Source organism: Paenibacillus sp. FSL R5-0713, assembly GCF_037973325.1.
In the GTDB taxonomy this organism is placed as follows: domain Bacteria; phylum Bacillota; class Bacilli; order Paenibacillales; family Paenibacillaceae; genus Paenibacillus.
The window spans coordinates 4,221,623-4,239,588 of sequence record NZ_CP150229.1; the positions used below are offsets into that span (position 1 = coordinate 4,221,623).

The 17,966-nt window shown below is 47.2% G+C and carries 18 protein-coding genes and 1 other annotated feature (1 of these 19 cut by a window edge); of the genes, 6 read left to right on the plus strand and 12 right to left on the minus strand.

The window, feature by feature from the left end:
- Window positions 1-123 (plus strand) — a binding site (T-box leader) (it extends 92 nt beyond the left edge of the window).
- 82 nt (window positions 124-205) lie between these two features.
- From proB to MKZ12_RS18715, 6 genes are read left to right on the plus strand one after another with little or no spacing between them, the layout of a single operon-like run.
- Window positions 206-1,309: a glutamate 5-kinase gene (gene proB / locus MKZ12_RS18690; RefSeq protein WP_339235101.1), complete on the plus strand. Its 1,104-nt coding sequence runs from the start codon at window positions 206-208 to the stop codon at window positions 1,307-1,309.
- Between the two features lie 57 nt (window positions 1,310-1,366).
- Entirely contained in the window at window positions 1,367-2,614 is a 1,248-nt protein-coding gene (locus MKZ12_RS18695) for a glutamate-5-semialdehyde dehydrogenase (RefSeq protein WP_339235104.1), read from the plus strand.
- Between the two features lie 36 nt (window positions 2,615-2,650).
- Window positions 2,651-3,517 carry a pyrroline-5-carboxylate reductase gene (gene proC, locus MKZ12_RS18700; RefSeq protein WP_339235107.1) on the plus strand — a complete coding sequence of 289 codons (867 nt, stop codon included), beginning with the start codon at window positions 2,651-2,653 and terminating at the stop codon, window positions 3,515-3,517.
- On the plus strand, window positions 3,510-4,733 hold the full coding sequence (locus MKZ12_RS18705) for a 2,3-diketo-5-methylthiopentyl-1-phosphate enolase (RefSeq protein ID WP_339256094.1): 1,224 nt from the start codon (window positions 3,510-3,512) through the stop codon (window positions 4,731-4,733). The genes proC and MKZ12_RS18705 overlap by 8 nt, the downstream gene beginning before the upstream one ends.
- Complete coding sequence (locus MKZ12_RS18710) at window positions 4,730-5,407, plus strand: 2-hydroxy-3-keto-5-methylthiopentenyl-1-phosphate phosphatase (protein ID WP_339235113.1); 678 nt, start codon at window positions 4,730-4,732, stop codon at window positions 5,405-5,407. Before MKZ12_RS18705 ends, MKZ12_RS18710 begins: the two co-directional genes overlap by 4 nt.
- A 3-nt stretch (window positions 5,408-5,410) precedes the next feature.
- On the plus strand, window positions 5,411-6,064 hold the full coding sequence (locus MKZ12_RS18715; RefSeq protein WP_339235115.1) for a methylthioribulose 1-phosphate dehydratase: 654 nt from the start codon (window positions 5,411-5,413) through the stop codon (window positions 6,062-6,064).
- Between the two features lie 163 nt (window positions 6,065-6,227).
- Here the strand turns inward: MKZ12_RS18715 and MKZ12_RS18720 are convergent, their stop codons facing one another.
- The 12 genes from MKZ12_RS18720 to MKZ12_RS18775 all read right to left on the minus strand — a co-directional run bounded on the left by MKZ12_RS18720 (window position 6,228) and on the right by MKZ12_RS18775 (window position 17,913).
- A complete protein-coding gene (locus tag MKZ12_RS18720) occupies window positions 6,228-7,514 on the minus strand; it encodes a multi-tm2 domain protein (protein ID WP_339256096.1) in 1,287 nt (428 codons plus the stop codon).
- Between the two features lie 37 nt (window positions 7,515-7,551).
- Entirely contained in the window at window positions 7,552-8,004 is a 453-nt protein-coding gene (locus MKZ12_RS18725; protein WP_339235121.1) for a hypothetical protein, read from the minus strand.
- Window positions 7,997-8,497: a sigma-70 family RNA polymerase sigma factor gene (locus MKZ12_RS18730; protein ID WP_152416945.1), complete on the minus strand. Its 501-nt coding sequence runs from the start codon at window positions 8,495-8,497 to the stop codon at window positions 7,997-7,999. The genes MKZ12_RS18725 and MKZ12_RS18730 overlap by 8 nt, the downstream gene beginning before the upstream one ends.
- A 248-nt stretch (window positions 8,498-8,745) precedes the next feature.
- On the minus strand, window positions 8,746-9,450 hold the full coding sequence (locus MKZ12_RS18735; protein ID WP_339256098.1) for a DnaD domain-containing protein: 705 nt from the start codon (window positions 9,448-9,450) through the stop codon (window positions 8,746-8,748).
- A gap of 20 nt (window positions 9,451-9,470) precedes the next feature.
- On the minus strand, window positions 9,471-10,766 hold the full coding sequence (gene asnS / locus MKZ12_RS18740; protein ID WP_017687752.1) for an asparagine--tRNA ligase: 1,296 nt from the start codon (window positions 10,764-10,766) through the stop codon (window positions 9,471-9,473).
- A 101-nt stretch (window positions 10,767-10,867) separates the two neighbouring features.
- On the minus strand, window positions 10,868-12,073 hold the full coding sequence (locus MKZ12_RS18745; protein ID WP_339235126.1) for an acetate kinase: 1,206 nt from the start codon (window positions 12,071-12,073) through the stop codon (window positions 10,868-10,870).
- Window positions 12,070-12,942: a 3-hydroxyacyl-CoA dehydrogenase NAD-binding domain-containing protein gene (locus MKZ12_RS18750; RefSeq protein ID WP_253438508.1), complete on the minus strand. Its 873-nt coding sequence runs from the start codon at window positions 12,940-12,942 to the stop codon at window positions 12,070-12,072. The genes MKZ12_RS18745 and MKZ12_RS18750 overlap by 4 nt, the downstream gene beginning before the upstream one ends.
- A 133-nt stretch (window positions 12,943-13,075) precedes the next feature.
- The gene (locus MKZ12_RS18755; protein WP_339235130.1) at window positions 13,076-14,578 is read right to left on the minus strand and encodes an AAA family ATPase; all 1,503 of its coding nucleotides are present in this window, start codon (window positions 14,576-14,578) and stop codon (window positions 13,076-13,078) included.
- Window positions 14,571-15,098, minus strand: a complete 528-nt coding sequence (locus MKZ12_RS18760) for a hypothetical protein (RefSeq protein WP_253438514.1) — start codon at window positions 15,096-15,098, stop codon at window positions 14,571-14,573. Before MKZ12_RS18760 ends, MKZ12_RS18755 begins: the two co-directional genes overlap by 8 nt.
- 300 nt (window positions 15,099-15,398) lie before the next feature.
- The gene (locus MKZ12_RS18765; protein WP_339235134.1) at window positions 15,399-15,929 is read right to left on the minus strand and encodes a DUF5590 domain-containing protein; all 531 of its coding nucleotides are present in this window, start codon (window positions 15,927-15,929) and stop codon (window positions 15,399-15,401) included.
- A gap of 39 nt (window positions 15,930-15,968) precedes the next feature.
- Window positions 15,969-17,273: an amidohydrolase gene (locus MKZ12_RS18770; protein WP_253438520.1), complete on the minus strand. Its 1,305-nt coding sequence runs from the start codon at window positions 17,271-17,273 to the stop codon at window positions 15,969-15,971.
- Window positions 17,260-17,913, minus strand: coding sequence for a redox-sensing transcriptional repressor Rex (locus tag MKZ12_RS18775; RefSeq protein ID WP_253438523.1), 654 nt, complete (start codon window positions 17,911-17,913; stop codon window positions 17,260-17,262). Before MKZ12_RS18775 ends, MKZ12_RS18770 begins: the two co-directional genes overlap by 14 nt.
- Window positions 17,914-17,966: the final 53 nt, after the last annotated feature.

Here is a 17,966-nt window from a genome sequence, read left to right on the forward strand (position 1 = left end):
GAAACCTACCCCTGAGCGGCCTGTTACGTACAGGACAGTGCCTTCTGTTACAGGGCATGAAGCCGGATGATTTAATCATCAATAAAGGTGGTACCGCGGAAGTAACGAACTTTCGTCCTTTTTAACTAAAGGGCGGGAGTTTTTTTTGTACCCGCTTAAGCCTCACACAAAATCACTTATTAATCATGTTTAAGGAAGTGAAACCATGACTTCACGTATTGTAGTTAAGATTGGAAGCAGCTCGCTTACCACGGAAGAAGGCGGTCTGGATCGCAGTTCGATCACCTTTTTTGCCGGAGAAATTGCAGCCTTGGCTGACCAGGGTCATGAGGTGCTCTTGGTTACCTCTGGAGCAGTGGCGGCAGGGTTCCGGGAGATCGGTTACCCTCAGCGGCCCAAACTGCTGCATGAGAAACAAGCTGCAGCAGCCGTTGGGCAAGCATTGCTGATGCAGGCATATCAACAGGCTTTTGCAGCGCACCGCGTTACTACGGCACAAATTCTGTTAACCCGCACAGACTTTCACAGTCGTAAACGTATGGGTAATGCGGGAATGACCGTAGAAGAGCTGCTCAAACAGCGAGTGATTCCGATATTCAATGAAAATGATACGGTATCCGTAGACGAATTGAAGTTTGGTGATAATGATCTATTGTCCGCGTTGGTGGCGAACCTGGTAAAAGCACAACATCTGATCATTCTAACGGATACCAACGGGCTGTACACCGCCGATCCACGTAAAGATCCATCAGCCATTCGTTACGACCGCATCCCTGAAATAACGGCTGAGATTTATGCGTTTGCCGGCGGTTCAGGATCATCGGTTGGTACAGGCGGAATGCGATCCAAAGTTGATGCAGCCAAGGTAGCAACCCGTGGTGGTGTCCCTGTATTTGTAGGAAGTGTGAAAGAACCTGGAGATATGCAACAGGCCGTGGACGGAACGGGCAAAGGAACCTATTTTGAGACACGACTCGCTTCGTTATCCCGTAAAAAGCAATGGCTTGGCTTCATGTCCACTCCGCTCGGTACAATTGTTGTGGATGCTGGGGCAGAAGAGGCTCTTGTGCACGGTGGGCATAGTCTGCTGCCTGTAGGGGTTAAAAAGGTGCTGGGAACATTCCACGCCGGAGACGTCGTAGAGGTCATTGGAATGGATGAAACCTTGCTTGGTCGCGGTATTGTCAATTATGATGATGACCAGCTTCGACTCATTGCCGGACTTCCCAGTGGCGAAGTGATGAAACAGCTTGCCAGTATCCACAGACTTGAAGTTATTCATAGAGACGAGTGGATTACGTTAAAATAGACTTGGAGCTATACATTGGTCGAAAAAAAACTCAACTATATATGAGGAGGAATTACGATGAGTGAAGTGAGAGAAAAAGCCAGCAAAGCTCAGGCTACGGTTACACAGCTGAACCGATTGAATACAGATCAGAAAAATGCGGCCCTTCGTGTTATGGCCGATGCATTGATCACGGAGTCGGAATCAATCATCACAGCAAACGCTGAAGATCTCGAACGAGGCAGAGCACAAGGCACGCCGGAATCGATGCTGGATCGACTCGCACTTAATAAGGAACGGATCGCAGGCATTGCCGAAGGACTACGTCAGATTGCAGGTCTGCCTGATCCTGTCGGTGAGGTATTGGAGACATTCACGCGCCCCAACGGATTGCATGTTGAAAAGTTAAGAGTGCCTATTGGTCTAATCGGTATCATCTACGAAGCTCGTCCCAATGTCACTGTAGACGCAGCCGGATTATGTCTCAAAACAGGTAATGCAGTGCTTCTGCGCGGTGGCTCCTCTGCCCTGTCCTCCAATCGCAAAATTGTAGAGGTTCTGCATCATGCACTGGCAACGACAGCCATGCCTGCTGATGCTTTGCAACTGGTTGAAGATGCGGATCGTGCTTCCGTAGATGAAATGCTCAAGTTGAACGGACTGCTGGATGTCATCATTCCACGCGGCGGGGCCTCCCTCATCCGTAATGTGGTTGCCAATGCGACCGTACCTGTTATTGAGACCGGTGCAGGCATCTGTCATACCTATGTGGATGAATCAGCTGATCCCGTCATGGCAGCCGAAATTGCCATCAACGCCAAGGCACAACGCCCATCCGTGTGTAACTCCATGGAGACTTTATTGCTGCATGCCGCATACGCGGAAGAGCATCTTCCTGCTCTTGCCGAGCAATTCCGTGAGGCGAGTGTGGTCTTGAAAGGTTGCGACACGGTGCGCCGTCTTGTCCCTACCGCCCTTGAGGCAACCGAGGAAGACTATGCGACCGAGTACAACGATTATATTTTAAATATCCGTGTGGTTGAGAACCTGGACGAAGCCATGCAGCACATCGCACATTACGGAACCAAACATTCCGAGTGTATCGTAACCCGGGATACAGCCCATGCAGAACGCTTCATGCATGATGTGGATGCAGCAGCAGTCTATCACAATGCCTCCACACGTTTCACGGACGGGTTCGAATTTGGTTATGGAGCCGAGATTGGCATCAGTACCCAAAAACTGCATGCACGTGGACCAATGGGGCTGCCAGCACTGACATCAACCAAATATCGTATTACAGGCAATGGACAGATTCGTCAATAATATCCCAGCACCAGTTATATAGGAGGAACGATTAATATGAGTCAAGAGCAACAGACGTTACTACAACAGAAGATTACTTTCCACGGAGCAGGCGCGATGGCGGAAGCCATCGTGCGCGGACTCATCTCCCGCCTTGTCGTTCGTCCTCAGGATATTACGATGCTGAACCGCAGCAACCAGAAACGTCAGGAGGAGCTCAGCACCCGTTATGCTGTACATACCGGAACTGCCTCGCAATCCTTGGATCATCTCGCTTCCACTCCGGTCATTGTACTCTGTATGAAACCCAAAGATGCTGCCGCAGCGCTGCGCGAACTGGGTCCGCTGTTATCACCTGATCAATTGATCGTGTCTGTCATTGCCGGATTATCGATCCGCACGATGCAATCCTTGCTTGGACGTAAACAGCCTATTGCCAGAACCATGCCGAATACATCCAGTACCATCGGGCTTGGTGCAACCGGACTTGCCTTCTCTGCGGAAATTACGGATGAGCAGCGCAGTACGGTGATGACCATGTTTGAAGCGGTCGGAATCGTAACCATTGTACCTGAGGATAAACTCGAAGTACTCACTGGGATTTCCGGAAGCGGCCCTGCTTATGTATACTATTTAATGGAGGCCATGATTGCCGCGGGCATTCGTGGTGGCTTATCCAGTCAGCAATCTCGTGATCTCACTGTTCAGACGGTGCTCGGCGCGTCACGCATGGTACAGCAAACCGGTATGGAGCCGATGAAGCTTCGCAGTGATGTGACATCCCCGGGAGGGGCAACACAAGCAGCACTGAAGACGCTGGACGAAGGTGATTTCTTTGAAAATGTAATCGCAGCCGTCAACCGCTGTGCAGAGCGCTCACGGGAGATGGGAGCTGCTTTGGAAGGGGATTTAAAAAATGAATAACATGTGCACAGCCACATATCGTCTGCATGATGATCATGCAGACTTCCGCAAGAAGGCCGAGTCCATCGCGATCGGCATGACCGTGGGCAGCTGGACGGAGTTACCACAAGCTCAGCGTGAAGCGATGCAGAAGCATCTGGGTGAAGTCATAAGCGTAGAAGTATATGAAGCTGAAGGAATGGCTGCGGGTGAGCGTTACGCTGACATTACCATCGGCTATCCTGATATCAACTTTAGCCGTGATATCCCTGCCCTGCTCGTAACGGCCTTTGGCAAAATCTCAATGGATGGCCGAATCAAATTGACAAAGCTTGGTTTCTCGGATGGCTTCCTCCGTGCATTCCCGGGACCCAAGTTTGGACTGAATGGTGTTCGTGATCTGCTTGGTGTACATGATCGTCCGCTGTTAATGAGTATCTTCAAATCCGTCATCGGGCTGAACGCTGATGAACTGCGTGAACAGTTTATCCGTCAGGCACTTGGTGGCGTGGATCTGATCAAAGACGATGAAATTCTGTTCGAGAACAAATTAACACCTATCGAAAAAAGAGTCGAGGTCTGCATCAAAGCTGCCGAACAGGCACGCCAAGAGACAGGCAAGAAGCTACTGTATGCAACCAATCTCACAGGACCTACATCTCGTCTGAAAGAGCAGGCTGAACGTGCCATCGGTGCTGGAGCCAATGCCTTGTTGTTCAACGTGTTGTCCTACGGGTATGATGTCCTGCATGAACTCAGCAGTGATCCTGATATTAATGTGCCGATTATGGCTCACCCTGCACTTGCAGGAGCATTGTATCCTTCACCACATTACGGCATCTCGGCTTCGGTTGTACTTGGCCAGTTGATGCGTCTTGCGGGTGCCGATCTGGTGCTCTTCCCTTCTCCTTATGGATCGGTAACGATGCCGAAGGAAGAAAATATGGCAATCACAGAACAATTACTGACAGCTGATCTGCCTGTAAGATCCAGTATGCCAGTACCATCAGCCGGTATCCATCCAGGCCTAGTACCGCTTATTTTGCGAGACTTTGGGACAGATGTTATCGTTAATGCTGGTGGTGGTATTCATGGGCATCCTATGGGAACTGAAGCAGGCGGACGTGCATTCCTGCAAGCGATTGAAGCGGCTCAGCGTTCCATTCCACTCGCTGAATATGCAATCGATCATCCAGAACTGAAAAGCGCACTGGACCTGTGGGGTGGCGAACGATGAGAAGTGATAAAAAAACCGTCATCTTCTGTGACTTTGACGGTACAATTACCCTCTCGGACAATATTGTCGCGATTATGAAACATTTCAAGCCTGAGGGCATTGAAGCAATTATGAAAGATACGATTGAGCAGAACATCTCGCTGCGTGAAGGGGTTGGAGCCATGTTCGCTCTGTTGCCTGCATCGCAAAAAGATGAAATTGTCGAATTTGTACTTGGACAAGCCGGCATCCGTGAAGGGTTCAGCGAATTTCTTGACTATGTTCGCGGCGAAGGGATTGAATTCAATGTGACCAGCGGTGGTATGGACTTCTTTATCGAACCCTTACTCGCGCCCTTCGATATCCCGCAGGATCATGTCTATTGTAACGGCGCTGACTTCTCTGGTGAGACCATCCGCATTGAATGGCCGCATCCCTGCCAGCCTCCTTGTGAGAACGGTTGCGGAATGTGTAAAACGACCGTGATTCGTACATTCCCGGCAGAACAATACAATCGAATCCTCATTGGAGACAGTCTGACAGATTTTGAGGGTGCAAAGATTGCCGATCTCGTCTACTCCCGCTCCATTTTGACGGATAAATGTATTGAACTTGGTGTGGACCATGTGCCATTCGCTACCTTTTACGATATCATCGAAGATATGAAACAGAAGCAAACACAAGGAGTGCTGTAAACGATGGGCTTTGAAAAGATTACATTGGAACACAAACGTCAGGTCCTTGAAGAACTGGCTGATATTAAAGCGTTGTTCGCCAGCCGTAACTGGTTCCCGGGTACAAGTGGCAACTTGTCGATGCGTGTAGGAGATTTTGACCCGGAGCAATTTTATTTTGCGGTTACCGCCTCTGGCAAAGACAAATCTCTTCGCACACCGGAAGACTTCCTTTTTGTGGACAAACATGGCAAAGCAATTGAGACAACAACGTTGAAACCAAGTGCCGAGACGTTGATTCACTGCGAAATCTATCGTTTGACCGGTTGCGGTGCTGTATTCCACGTGCATACCGTGTTTAACAATCTGATTAGTGAATTCTTTGGAGCAGAGGGTCAAGTGCCGATTCAGGGCATCGAACTGATTAAGGCTTTCAACATCTGGGAAGAAAATGCCGAGATTCGTGTCCCTGTCTTGCCTAACTTTGCCGACATCCCATCCATTGCTAAGTTGGTGCCGGATGTTCTGGATGCCAATGTGCCAGGAATCTTGCTTCGTAATCACGGCATATATGCGTGGGGCAAAGATGCTTTTGAAGCAAAACGTCACCTGGAAGCTTTCGAATTCCTATTCGAAGTGATGTACCGTCAACTTCTGCTGAAGGGTGCTACGAAATAGCAATCATTCATCTTGAAATCTAAAATGTAAAACAAAAAACACGCCAAAGGCTGAATTTTCACAGTCCTTGGCGTGTTTCTATGTTGTGGGATGATATGGAATAGAAAATTCCTTTGTCATCGCAGCGTCAGTAAAATCATCTTTGATCCCCTTCGATTACAACTCACAGTCGGTCATCCCGATCCTTGAATAAAAAGAGGCTATCCACTTCTTCGTCATTCCGATGAACCGCATGATTGGTGCCTGTTCCCCGTTGCTTGCCGAACAGCAGCTTCAAGCCGCCAAAAATGAGCAACAAGGAAACAATAACGGTGTTCAAATAGGAACGAATCTCATACGTCATAAATGCATTAGGGAAGAGCTCATTCAGCTGTGGAATGACAAGACGGATCGTCAGGTAATATAGACCCAGCGCAGCAATCCCGAATCCAATCAGTCGCTGATGGCGGGCCCAATCCTTGAAGATCGGCTGATCGATCAATGGCTCGCGTCCATAGCGGCTGGAACACTGTAGCCCGTCAAAGAAGCTGTAGAACCAGATCAACGGTATCATGAAAAGGAACACGGATAGGTGTAGCAGGTCCAGAACATAAATGCTGCCCAGGAATAGGAACATCAATTGCATGCCTCTTTTTTGCAAACCCAGATATAGATGACCCGCACCTGGAAAAGCAGATAAAAGGGTTGCCAGCACTTTACTGCGTCGTCCAGCTACTCTGCCCATCTCCAATTCTTCGAATAACGTCCGATCCTGCAGTACCTCTCCAGCCTGCTTACGGTGGACATGCTGCACCGCATCAAACATGCAGTATACCCATATTACGGGCAGTATGAGCAAGAACATTAGAAACACCGATTCATTGGTGATTGAAGCTACAAAGACCATCATGGCAAAGGAACCAAAAAACGCCATCAGGAAGGACAACCCGCGATGCAACAATCCCAGATGAAGATGTCCCAAACCAGGAACAAATGAAAGTAAAATGGTGAAGAATCGTTCACCCTCACTGCCTTTTTGATACATGGGCTGACCATATCCACCCTCATGGTGACTATATTCACTACCTGGATGCTGATGCTGCTCATCTTCATTCATAGGTTCCATAGGCCCTTGTTGACCCATGTATGCTCCCTGGTATGCTGCTCCTTGTTGTGGCCCATAGTGCGCCGCGTATCCCCTGTAGTGAGCATCCCGGGCAGTAGGTGCACGGAGCAGAACAATAATCATGTCCAGCATACTGATCCCCCAGAAGAAAGCCGAAAAAATGGCACCAATAATCAATAAATCATGTTCAGCAAGCAGCATTGCCAGCATGAATGAACCAACAGCTGTTCCAAAAAAAAGCAATGGATAGATTACAGCCCTTGCCGGCCTACCCCAATACATAAAACCAAGACCGGGTATTAGGTTTAATAGAAATGCGAGTAATTTATTACGATCTGAGTGCACAGTCGTCATCCTTTCTTTTCAGGCAATGTGAAACCATTTATGGTTTAGGCTTGAGGTTATCCAGCCATGAAGTGGCTGCCTCCGTCCATTTCTCCGTAAAAGACCCTCTGTGGTCGCCATCCTGAAACTTGTGATAAGGTGCTACCTTGTCAAAAAGTCCAGACGAGAGGAAGATCAATGTCAAACAGGCCGCTACCGCGTAATGGAACACTTTATGTTCAAGCCAGCGCCGATTTCGTCCAGCACGGGATTTGCGTTGTGCCTTGGAGGAGTGAATCCCCTCAATCCGATGCATGACTGAATCTGCAAACCCTGTCGGGTCAGGCAACGAGGGCAGTTCTCCATGGATGCCGAGTGCTTCCAGATAGCTGTCCATCGCATCCGGGTCTTCCATCAGAAGCTGCTCCATTCGACTCGCTTGAGTTTCACTCATATAGCCTTCAATATAATCCGTCCATTGCTCAGCGGTATACTTTTCCTGTTTACTCACGCCATTCATCCTCCTTCCAATGTTTTCGAATCCACTGCCGGGCACGGTACAAGCGGGATTCCACAGTTTTCACAGCTACCTGTGCATCGCTGGCAATCTGCTCATAATTTTTTTCGCTTAGATAATACGCAGTGATAATGTCACGGTGCTGAGCAGGCAACTGATTGATCCGTTCGCGAAGTTTGTCCTGACGTTCCTCACGAACGAGACGGGTAAGAACGTCTTCATCCCGTCCGGGCATGTTTATTATTTTTTCTTCTCCACCCAGATCCTCGGCCGTTCGTCTGCCCAGCTTACGTTTGGCATCAATCGCTTTGTGAAAGGCAATTCGGGTTAACCACGTTTTGAAACCTTCGGAACGGTAGTCGGGGAGAGACTTATACATCTGTATGAACGCCTCCTGAGCTGCATCCTGTGCTTCCTGATCGTTCCTGAGTACGGAATAGGCAACATGGTATACATGCTGGCTATACTTATCAATCAGAGTACGCATCTGCGATGTATCTCCTTGACGGATTTGTTCGATTACGCGCGCTTCATCAATAACTCTCCCCTCCTCTCCAATACAATAGACGACAGCTTGTGTGTTTACCCCTGCGTGATCTATCAAATTTTTGTATAACAAAGTGAAATCATTGCCTGAAAGGTCGATGTCGCTGATCACTCACCCAATTCATAATTCAAAAAAAGACAGGCACAGAATGACTTCTGGCCTGTCTCTTGTTTTTGCCCACACCTGAATTAACGTCCACCATTACGAAACCGCTGCGTGTATGCCTTCGCGTCTTGAACGGTCTTGACACGATTACGGCTCCACTCAAGCAGTATTCGATCGATATACCGGAAATGTACTTTACCTGCAAAAACCGCTTCCTTCAGAGCCATTAAAATCAATTCCTCTTGGTAACGGTCCTGATCCAACCAGCTGGATATCGTCTCACACTCCATTGGAGAGAGCGGACGTCCGAATTCTTTTTCAAAGATGGAGAACATGTTCCGTTCTTCCTCTTCTTTTTGAACACTGTTCGAATCTTGGCGTGCTGCACTGCTGCTCAGCTGCTCCGCACGCAATGCGGCTACTTCTTCCGCAGTGCACTTTGCAAGTTTGGCATAGAGTCCATGTAAGTCATATCGTTCGTACTGGATGTCATGTTCCTCGTCACGATGCTCGTCAATAGCGATATATCCATCCCTCATCAGACGTTGCAACATTCTGGCAATGCCTTCAGGTGCAAGTCCCATACGCCCCGCAAGCTCTTCAAGCGTCGGAAACTCATTGAACTCCGCCTGACGGAACCCTAGGAGTTGAATCAGAAGAAGCACTTCTGCATCTGATAGGCCAAGCTGGTGATAATAACGTAACAAGGCATAAGGCAGATGGGCTGTACCCGAAGTCATGCCATAAGCTGCTCCATCCAACCAGGCTTTGGATGTGGTATCTTCCATAGACGGTCCTCGGTTAAGCATTAAGGGTACAGACGATAGAGCATACGTGGGAATGCGATTGTTTCACGCACATGATCCAATCCACAGATCCATGCTACCGTCCGCTCCAATCCCAGACCGAAACCGGAGTGAGGAACCGATCCGTATTTACGTAAATCCAGGTACCATTGGTAAGCTTCATCCGAGAGATTGTGCTCCTCAAAACGTTGTTGCATCAATTCCGGATCATCAATACGCTGAGAACCGCCAATAATCTCTCCGTAGCCTTCAGGTGCAATCATATCAGCACAAAGAACAACTTCTGGACGATTTGGATCTGGTTTCATATAGAAAGCTTTGATTCCTGCAGGGTAATGCGTGATAAAGACTGGTGTATTGTACTTCTCGGCAATGGCTGTTTCGTGCGGTGCACCGAAGTCTTCTCCCCAAGGAATATCAAAGCCTTGTCCATGCAGGAATTCAATCGCTTCATCATACGTAATTCGCGGGAATGGCGCTACGATGCCTTCGAGTTTGGATACATCACGACCGATGGATTCCAGTTCTGCACGGCAGTTTTTCACCACGGATTGAACAACATGAGCGATAAATTTCTCTTGTACGCGCAGACTTTCCTCGTGATCTACAAATGCCATTTCCGGCTCAATCATCCAGAATTCAATCAGATGGCGACGTGTTTTGGATTTCTCAGCACGGAATGTAGGACCAAAGGAATATACTTTGCCCAGCGCCATAGCTGCTGCTTCCATATACAATTGACCACTTTGCGTCAGATAAGCATCTTCATCAAAGTATTTGATGTGGAACAGGTTTGTCGTTCCTTCCGCAGAAGACGGTGTCAAAATCGGAGGATCAACTTGTGTGAATCCGTTACCATCAAAGAACTGCTGAACAGCACGAATAATCTCTGCACGAATCACCATAACCGCACGTTGCTTCGTAGAACGGAGCCACAGATGACGATGGTCCATCAAGAAATCAACACCATGCTCTTTAGGCGTGATTGGATAGTTTTCAGTCAGATGTATAATTTCGACCCCAGTCACAGTCATCTCGTAACCGGACGCACTGCGAGGTTCTTCACGAATAATCCCTGTAACATACAAAGAACTTTCTTGAGTCAGGCTCTTCGCATTGTTCCAGATCTCTTCGCTAACTTCACTTTTTACAACAACCCCTTGAATATATCCGGTTCCATCACGCAACTGCAAAAACTGAATTTTGCCGCTGGAACGTTTGTTGTTAATCCAGGCACCGATCGTTACGGTCTCGCCCACATGCTCGTTCACATTACGAATTACACAATTCGTATTCATGCCATATCTCCCCTTGGTTCCTGAAATTTGAAAATGCAGCGGACAGGCTGTTGCCTGTCCTCTGCACTTCCTTGCCACTCTATATTTACTTTACAGTTAGATTACTTAGAATTCAATACGATTCGATGCGTATCGCGCGCAATGACCAATTCTTCATTTGTTGGAACAACGAGAACATCCACTTTCGAGTTCGCTGTTGTGATGCGACGCGGTTCACCAGAACGGACTGCGTTCAGGGCTTCGTCCAGCTCAACGCCAAGATACGTAAGTTGCTCACATACTTTTTGGCGAAGAACAACGGAGTTCTCACCTACACCAGCTGTGAAGACAATCACGTCTACACCGTTCATTGCAGCTGCATATGATCCGATGTATTTACGCAGACGGTATTCGTACATTTCAAAAGCGAGCGTGGAGTTCGCATCGCCATTCTCCATACCTTCTGTAATCTCACGCATGTCGCTGCTGATTCCGGAGATTGCAAGCAATCCACTGTGTTTGTTCAACATGGAGTTCACTTCGCTTACGCTCAGTTCTTCCTTGTTCATGACATAAGGTACGATGGCTGGGTCAAGGTCACCCGAACGCGTTCCCATCATCAGTCCCTCTAGTGGAGTCATACCCATCGAAGTATCAACGGATACGCCACCTTTAACTGCTGTTACACTACCACCGTTACCGACGTGACAAGTGATGATTTTCAGATCTTCCACTGGACGATCCAGATATTCAGCAGCTGCCTTGCTTACGAAATCATGGGAAGTACCATGTGCGCCGTAGCGACGTACTTTATATTTTTTGTAAAGTACACGCGGAATAGCATACAGATATGCTTTTTCCGGCATCGTTTGATGGAACGCTGTATCGAAGACCATTACCTGAGGCACACCTGGCATATTTAATTCAGCCGCACGAATCCCCATCATTGCTGCGGGGTTATGAAGTGGAGCCAAGTCGAACAAACGACGAATTTCAGCTTTGGCAGCATCATCTACCAATGCAGATTCTTTAAATGCTTCACCACCGTGAACAACACGGTGTCCAACAGCTTGAATTTCATTTACAGAATCCAGTACACCATTTTCTTTATGAGTCAAAATATCAATGACTTTACGGATTGCTGTTGTATGCTCCAGAATCTCGCTAACTTCTGTAACATCCTCACGGCCTGTCGGTTTGTGTGTCAGAATGGAGGAATCCATTCCGATCCGCTCTACCAGACCTTTAGCCAGGACAGATTCGTCAGTCATATTATACAGTTGATATTTGAGCGAGGAACTCCCCGCATTAATTACGAGTACTTTCACAGTCGGTCACCATCCTTGTCGTACTTGAAGAATCCTTCGCCTGTTTTGACACCCAGGTGTCCTGCACGCACCATTTTCTTCAGGACCGTGGAAGGACGATATTTCAATTCTCCGAATTCACGGAACATTCTTTCGAGTGCAGCTTCAACAGAGTCCAATCCGAAACGGTCAGCCATTTCGAGTGGTCCATGTTGGAAGTTGTATCCGATACGCATTGCATCATCGATATCTTCAGCAGATGCAACACCTTCCTGTAATACATGCAACGCTTCGTTAATCAACAGACAGATCAAGCGGGAAGTTACGAATCCAGGTGATTCATAGATCATGACTCCTTTTTTGTCTGCCACTTCTTCAACAAAACGTCTGGTCTCTTCGAATGTTGAATCCGACGTTTTCAGTCCACGAATAATCTCTACAAGATCAACCCGGGATACCGGGTGAATAAAGTGCATACCAATAACACGCTCTGGGTATTTGGTCGAGCTTGCAAGCTCGGTCAAACTCAGCGTGGATGTATTACTTGCCAGAATGACATTGCTTGGGCAAACTTGGTCCAGTTGGCTGAATACTGCTTTTTTCGCATCCAGATCCTCTGAAATCGTCTCAATGACCATATCGCAAGTTCCAAGTTCAGCTAAATGAGCTACCTTGGTAATACGGGAAAGAATCAATTTCTTCTCCGCTTTTGTAATCGCCCATTTCTCCAGTTGTTTATCCAGGTTCGTTTCGATCATGTCATAGGCATGATCCAGTTTTTGTGTTGTATGCTCCACGAGAAGCACATCAAGTCCTTTGGCTGCGAGCATTTGGGAAATGCCTTGCCCCATCGTACCGCCGCCGACAACTCCTATTTTTTTGAAAAACATGGTTCTGCTCCATCCTTTCGGTTCTCTATTTCTCTATTGTACCCTGTTCGCCGAAAATTACAAATTTCGACCCAACATATAATAATATCTTAGCACGAGTGAAATGTAAAAAAAAATAACCAGCATAAAGAAATTATGCTGGTAAACGGGCACTGTCACGAAATTGACAACGAAATTGTTCGCCGGACAAAACTTCCTCTCGAATCAGGATGTCGAGTGAATTGTCGAAAATTGTCCGTTGCTCTTCAAGTAAGCGCTTCGTCTGTTCCATGAGTTCTTGCAATATTAATTTATTCTCTCGCATGAGCTCCTCGGTGGTAACCATATCCATGTTCACAATCCCAAGAGAAGTCAATCCGGAAGCCATCATCGTTTGCACGACATTGGTTGCTTGATCAAAGTCATTGCGTGAACCTGTCGAACGTCCACCATAGTACATTTCCTCCGCAGCTGCCCCTCCGAGTGCAATCATGATCTGTTCTTCCAGAAAGCGCTTCGTGTAAAGGAACTGTTCCTGTTGCGGGTTATGACGCACATATCCCAGCGCCTGTCCACGCGGACTGAGTGCCACCTGGCTTACACTGCCCGGACGAACAAGTTCAGCCATAATGGCGTGTCCCAATTCATGAATGGCAACCCTTTTCTTCTCTTCCACACTGGACTCACGGTCTGTTTTCTCGCCCATCATGACTTTATCAATAGCCAGAGACAAGTGCCGTTGTTCTATGTGTAACAGCCCATCCCGCATTGCATATATCGCTGCTTCGTTCATCACACTTTCAAGCTGCGCACCGGAGAAACCATACGATTCTTCCGCTGTCTTCTCCAGATTCACTTCCTTCATCAGAGGTTTATTCACCGCATGCAGTTCCAGAATATGCTTTCTACCCTTCTTGTCAGGCAAGTCTACTTGAATATGGCGGTCAAAACGTCCTGGACGTGTTAGGGCGCTATCCAGCATTTCCTTGCGGTTTGTTGCAGCAATAACCAGTATTCTTGGGGTATCGGAAGAATAAATTCCATCCATTTCCGTCAAGAGCTGGTTCAGCGTCTGATCATACTCCCGCTGTTGTCCACCTTCACGTTTCCCCCCGATGACATCGATCTCATCGATAAATATAATAGCATTTTCTTTATTTTCCTTGGTGGCACGGGTTCTCGCATCCTTGAACAAATCCCGAATTCTGCTGGCACCTACACCAACATACATTTCCACAAACTCACTGCCCGATGCAGCAACGAAAACAGAATCGGTGTAGTGCGCAGCCGCTTTGGCCATCAACGTTTTCCCTGTCCCTGGAGGGCCTGTCAGCAAGATCCCTTTTAACGGGCGAATCCCGAACTTGCGAATTTCTTCATGTTTGATGAGAAAGTCCAGTGCTTCACGCAATTCTTGCTTGGCACTGTCCTGACCACCAATTTCTTCAAAAGTAAGCTTGGAAGGACCTTTTTTCTTCCGTTTACGCTCCTGTGCAGCGCCTACGGTAATCCCGCCACGCATTTGCATCATGAACAACAAAGCTCCAACAAACACCGCTGCAATTAGAATCGGAACAATATTAACACCAGTAAAAGCAAGAAAAATAATCAACACGGGGACAAATCCAATGGCAATTTCTTTGGTCCACTTAGGCATTAGGCCACACTCCTATCTGACCGGGCACACGCGGCAGAATAATAAACTTGCTGGCATCTCCGTCTCTAAGACTAACATATACATTGTTGTCATCCATCGCTGTATTTACCTTTATTCCATTCGTAGCCATCTTGGACAATGTTGGTGTGATCTCGGTGTACTGTTTGTTCTCCATCGCCTGAGCTACGGTAAACATCGCATCACCCCACCAGCTTTCGAGTGCTTCACTGGAATGATCTACAACATCCAACTTTAATGAGCGAGTTCCAATCAAGGTCTGTCCTTCTTTGTGAATATATTGTACCAGTCTGCCCAAATCAACATCAGGTTGCAGATCCAGTTTCAATTGTACGTCATTGCGGTTAATAGTTAATTGAACGTCATTGACTCCATCGTACTGGGTAACCATCTTTTCAATCGGATTCTGCAAAGCCACCTGACGATACACAAACCAACCTCCAAACAACACAACGGCTGAAATGACGGCAGTTAAAGCAATAGGCAATACTTTTAGCTTCAAGTGAATTACCCCTCCCAGATTTTGGCCTAACTTACTGGCCTATTGGTATATACGAATATGTGCACATTGACTCCTGCGAGAATTTCGACAGGTTTATTTGTTATGAATGTAACTTTGAGTACATAACTGAGTATATCACATCGTATATACAATTTCGAAGGCGAAAATATGAATAAATTATTAATTTTAACTATTTAAATCAAAACTGTTCACAGGCAACACAAAGAACCGGTTCAGTCGGATATCCGTCTGCCGGTTCTTTCATTTCTACGATTCTCTAGCTAAGTTACTCTATTTGTTCTAGCTGTTCGGGAGTGTGTAAACCAAGTCTACCTGTTCTCCATTGCTAAAACGATAAAACCGATAGTGGTTATGCGTACCGTCTTTATAATACACTTGCCACACATATATTCCATTCACAACTCCGGGCATGATTCGTTTAATCTCACCGGCTGGAACTTCGGAACTAAAGCGATTGCGTATCTGTGCTTCGGACATGCCATTCTGCAGCAGTTCACTGTGTATAGCGTTAGCACCTGTAGCAGGTTGATTGTTTGCATCGAATTTAACCCAGACCATAACATCCTGGTTATCCTTGTTTTTGCCAAGCAGGGTCCAGTAGATGTTGTCAGAGCCTTCTTTATCACCCCAGATGTACTTACGCAATTCATCATAAGATGTAATGCCCAGTTGCTCCTGTGCTGCCTGTATGGCGAGCGCTTCTTCCTTACGCTGGTCCTGTGTGACATACACGTAATAACGCTGAAGTCCAAACAGAATCAGAACTAGTGCAAGCAGCGAAATCCATATCCACTTCTTTTTTTTCTTCAAAAGCCGAACTTCCTTTCCCTATGATGCTCCGCAATGCAATTAACGAGCAAGCAAACCATCAAATGCCAATTGAGACTCACGCAAAATGCGTTCTTCATCCAGCGTCAGACATTCGCCATGTTTAACCACTTGTTTCCCATCTACCCATACGTGCTCCACATCTTTGGCAGAGGCTGAATAAATCGTATGCGAGATCAGGTCTGTATGTGGGTAGAAGTGTGCCTGTTCAATGTCCAGGGCGATGAAATCAGCCTTCATGCCTACCTGAAGCGCACCGGTATTGTTCAGGAAGATGGATTTAGCACCATATGAAGTTCCGAGTAGTAACGCTTCGCCCGCTGGCACGGCAGTCGGATCACCAGACACACCTTTGTGAATCAATGCAGCCAGTCTCATTTCTTCAAACATATCCAGGTTGTTGTTGCTTGCCGGTCCGTCGGTTCCGAGTGACACGGTAACTCCTGCTTTCAGTAACGCAGGTACCCGCGCAACACCGGAAGCGAGTTTCAGGTTACTTCCCGGGTTATGGGATACAGCCACATCATGGCGGGCCAAAATTTCAATCTCTTCATCATTTAGATGCACCGCATGTGCTACCAGGGATGGACGGGAGAAAAAGCCCAGTTTCTCCAGATGTGCCACAGGACGCAGTCCATAGTCTGTAACGTTCTGCTCCACTTCACGAAGCGTTTCCGACATATGTGTATGCAGAGGAAGGTTAAGATCATTTGCGACTTGTACAAGCTTCTCTATGTAGTCAGGAGGGCATGTATATGGTGCGTGTGGCGAGATTACGGTTGTGATGCGACCATCTGCCTGTCCATTCCACTCACGCGCAAACGCTGCCGACTCCTCCAGCTTCCGCAATTGCTCTTCTTCCGAGCACAGTCCTATTACACCACGTGCCAGTGCTGCTCTAACGCCGGATTGTTCCACAACTTTGGCAACCTGATCCATGTGATCATACATGTCCAGGAAAGCTGTAGTTCCGCCTTTCAACATTTCAAGCACGGATAGCGAAGTTCCCCAATATACGTCTTGAGAAGTCATTTTTGCTTCCATCGGCCACATTTTTTCCTGCAACCATACTTGTAACGCAAGATCGTCCCCGTGTCCTCTGAGCAACGACATCGCTGCATGACCATGCGTATTGATCAGACCCGGCAGGAAGAACAATCCTTTTCCATCCACTTTGGTACAATTTTCGTCTCCATCCGGCAATGTCTCACCAATATGCACAATCTTGTCATTCTCGACAACCATGTATCCATGAACCACGTTCCATGTAGTGCCTTCATTAACGGCAAATTTGCCGTTGTGAATTACCCATCTATTTGTTGTCATCTTCCTCGTCGTCCTTTCCAGTCTCCAAGTAATAGGCCAAACTAAGCAGATCCGTTGTAAAGTCAGCATGGTGAATGCGGATATGTGGCGGTGTTTTTAGAATAGTTGGTGCAAAATTAAGAATCGCTTCGATTCCCGACTCAATAAGTTGATCGGCTACATTTTGAGCTTCCGTATCCGGAACTGTAATAATTCCGATGCGGATGTTATCTGTCTTAACCGCTTCCGTCAATTCATTCATTGGTTTTACCGTCAAACTGTTGATTTGACTACCAATCTTCGGTCCATATGCATCGAATACAGCAACAATCTTCATGTTGTCTTTCAGATATGCGTTGTAGTTGGACAAGGCCTGTCCCAGGTTACCCGCACCTACCAAAGCTACATTAATTTGCTGATCAATTTTGAGAATGTGACGAATTTTCTCGATCAAATAGGATACATCATACCCGATCCCTTTTCGACCAAAATCACCGAAGTAAGCCAGGTCTTTTCGAATTTGGGCCGGATTCAGATCCAGCCTCTGTCCAAGCTCTTGAGAAGAAACAGTAGCCACCTCACGCTGATGCAACTCGTTCAAATAGCGCAAGTATACAGGCAGACGTCGTACCACCGCTTCCGAAATTTTATCCGATTTCATTCTTGCTCCCCCTTACCAATGCCACGATAAAATAATAGATGAAAAGATGAGCA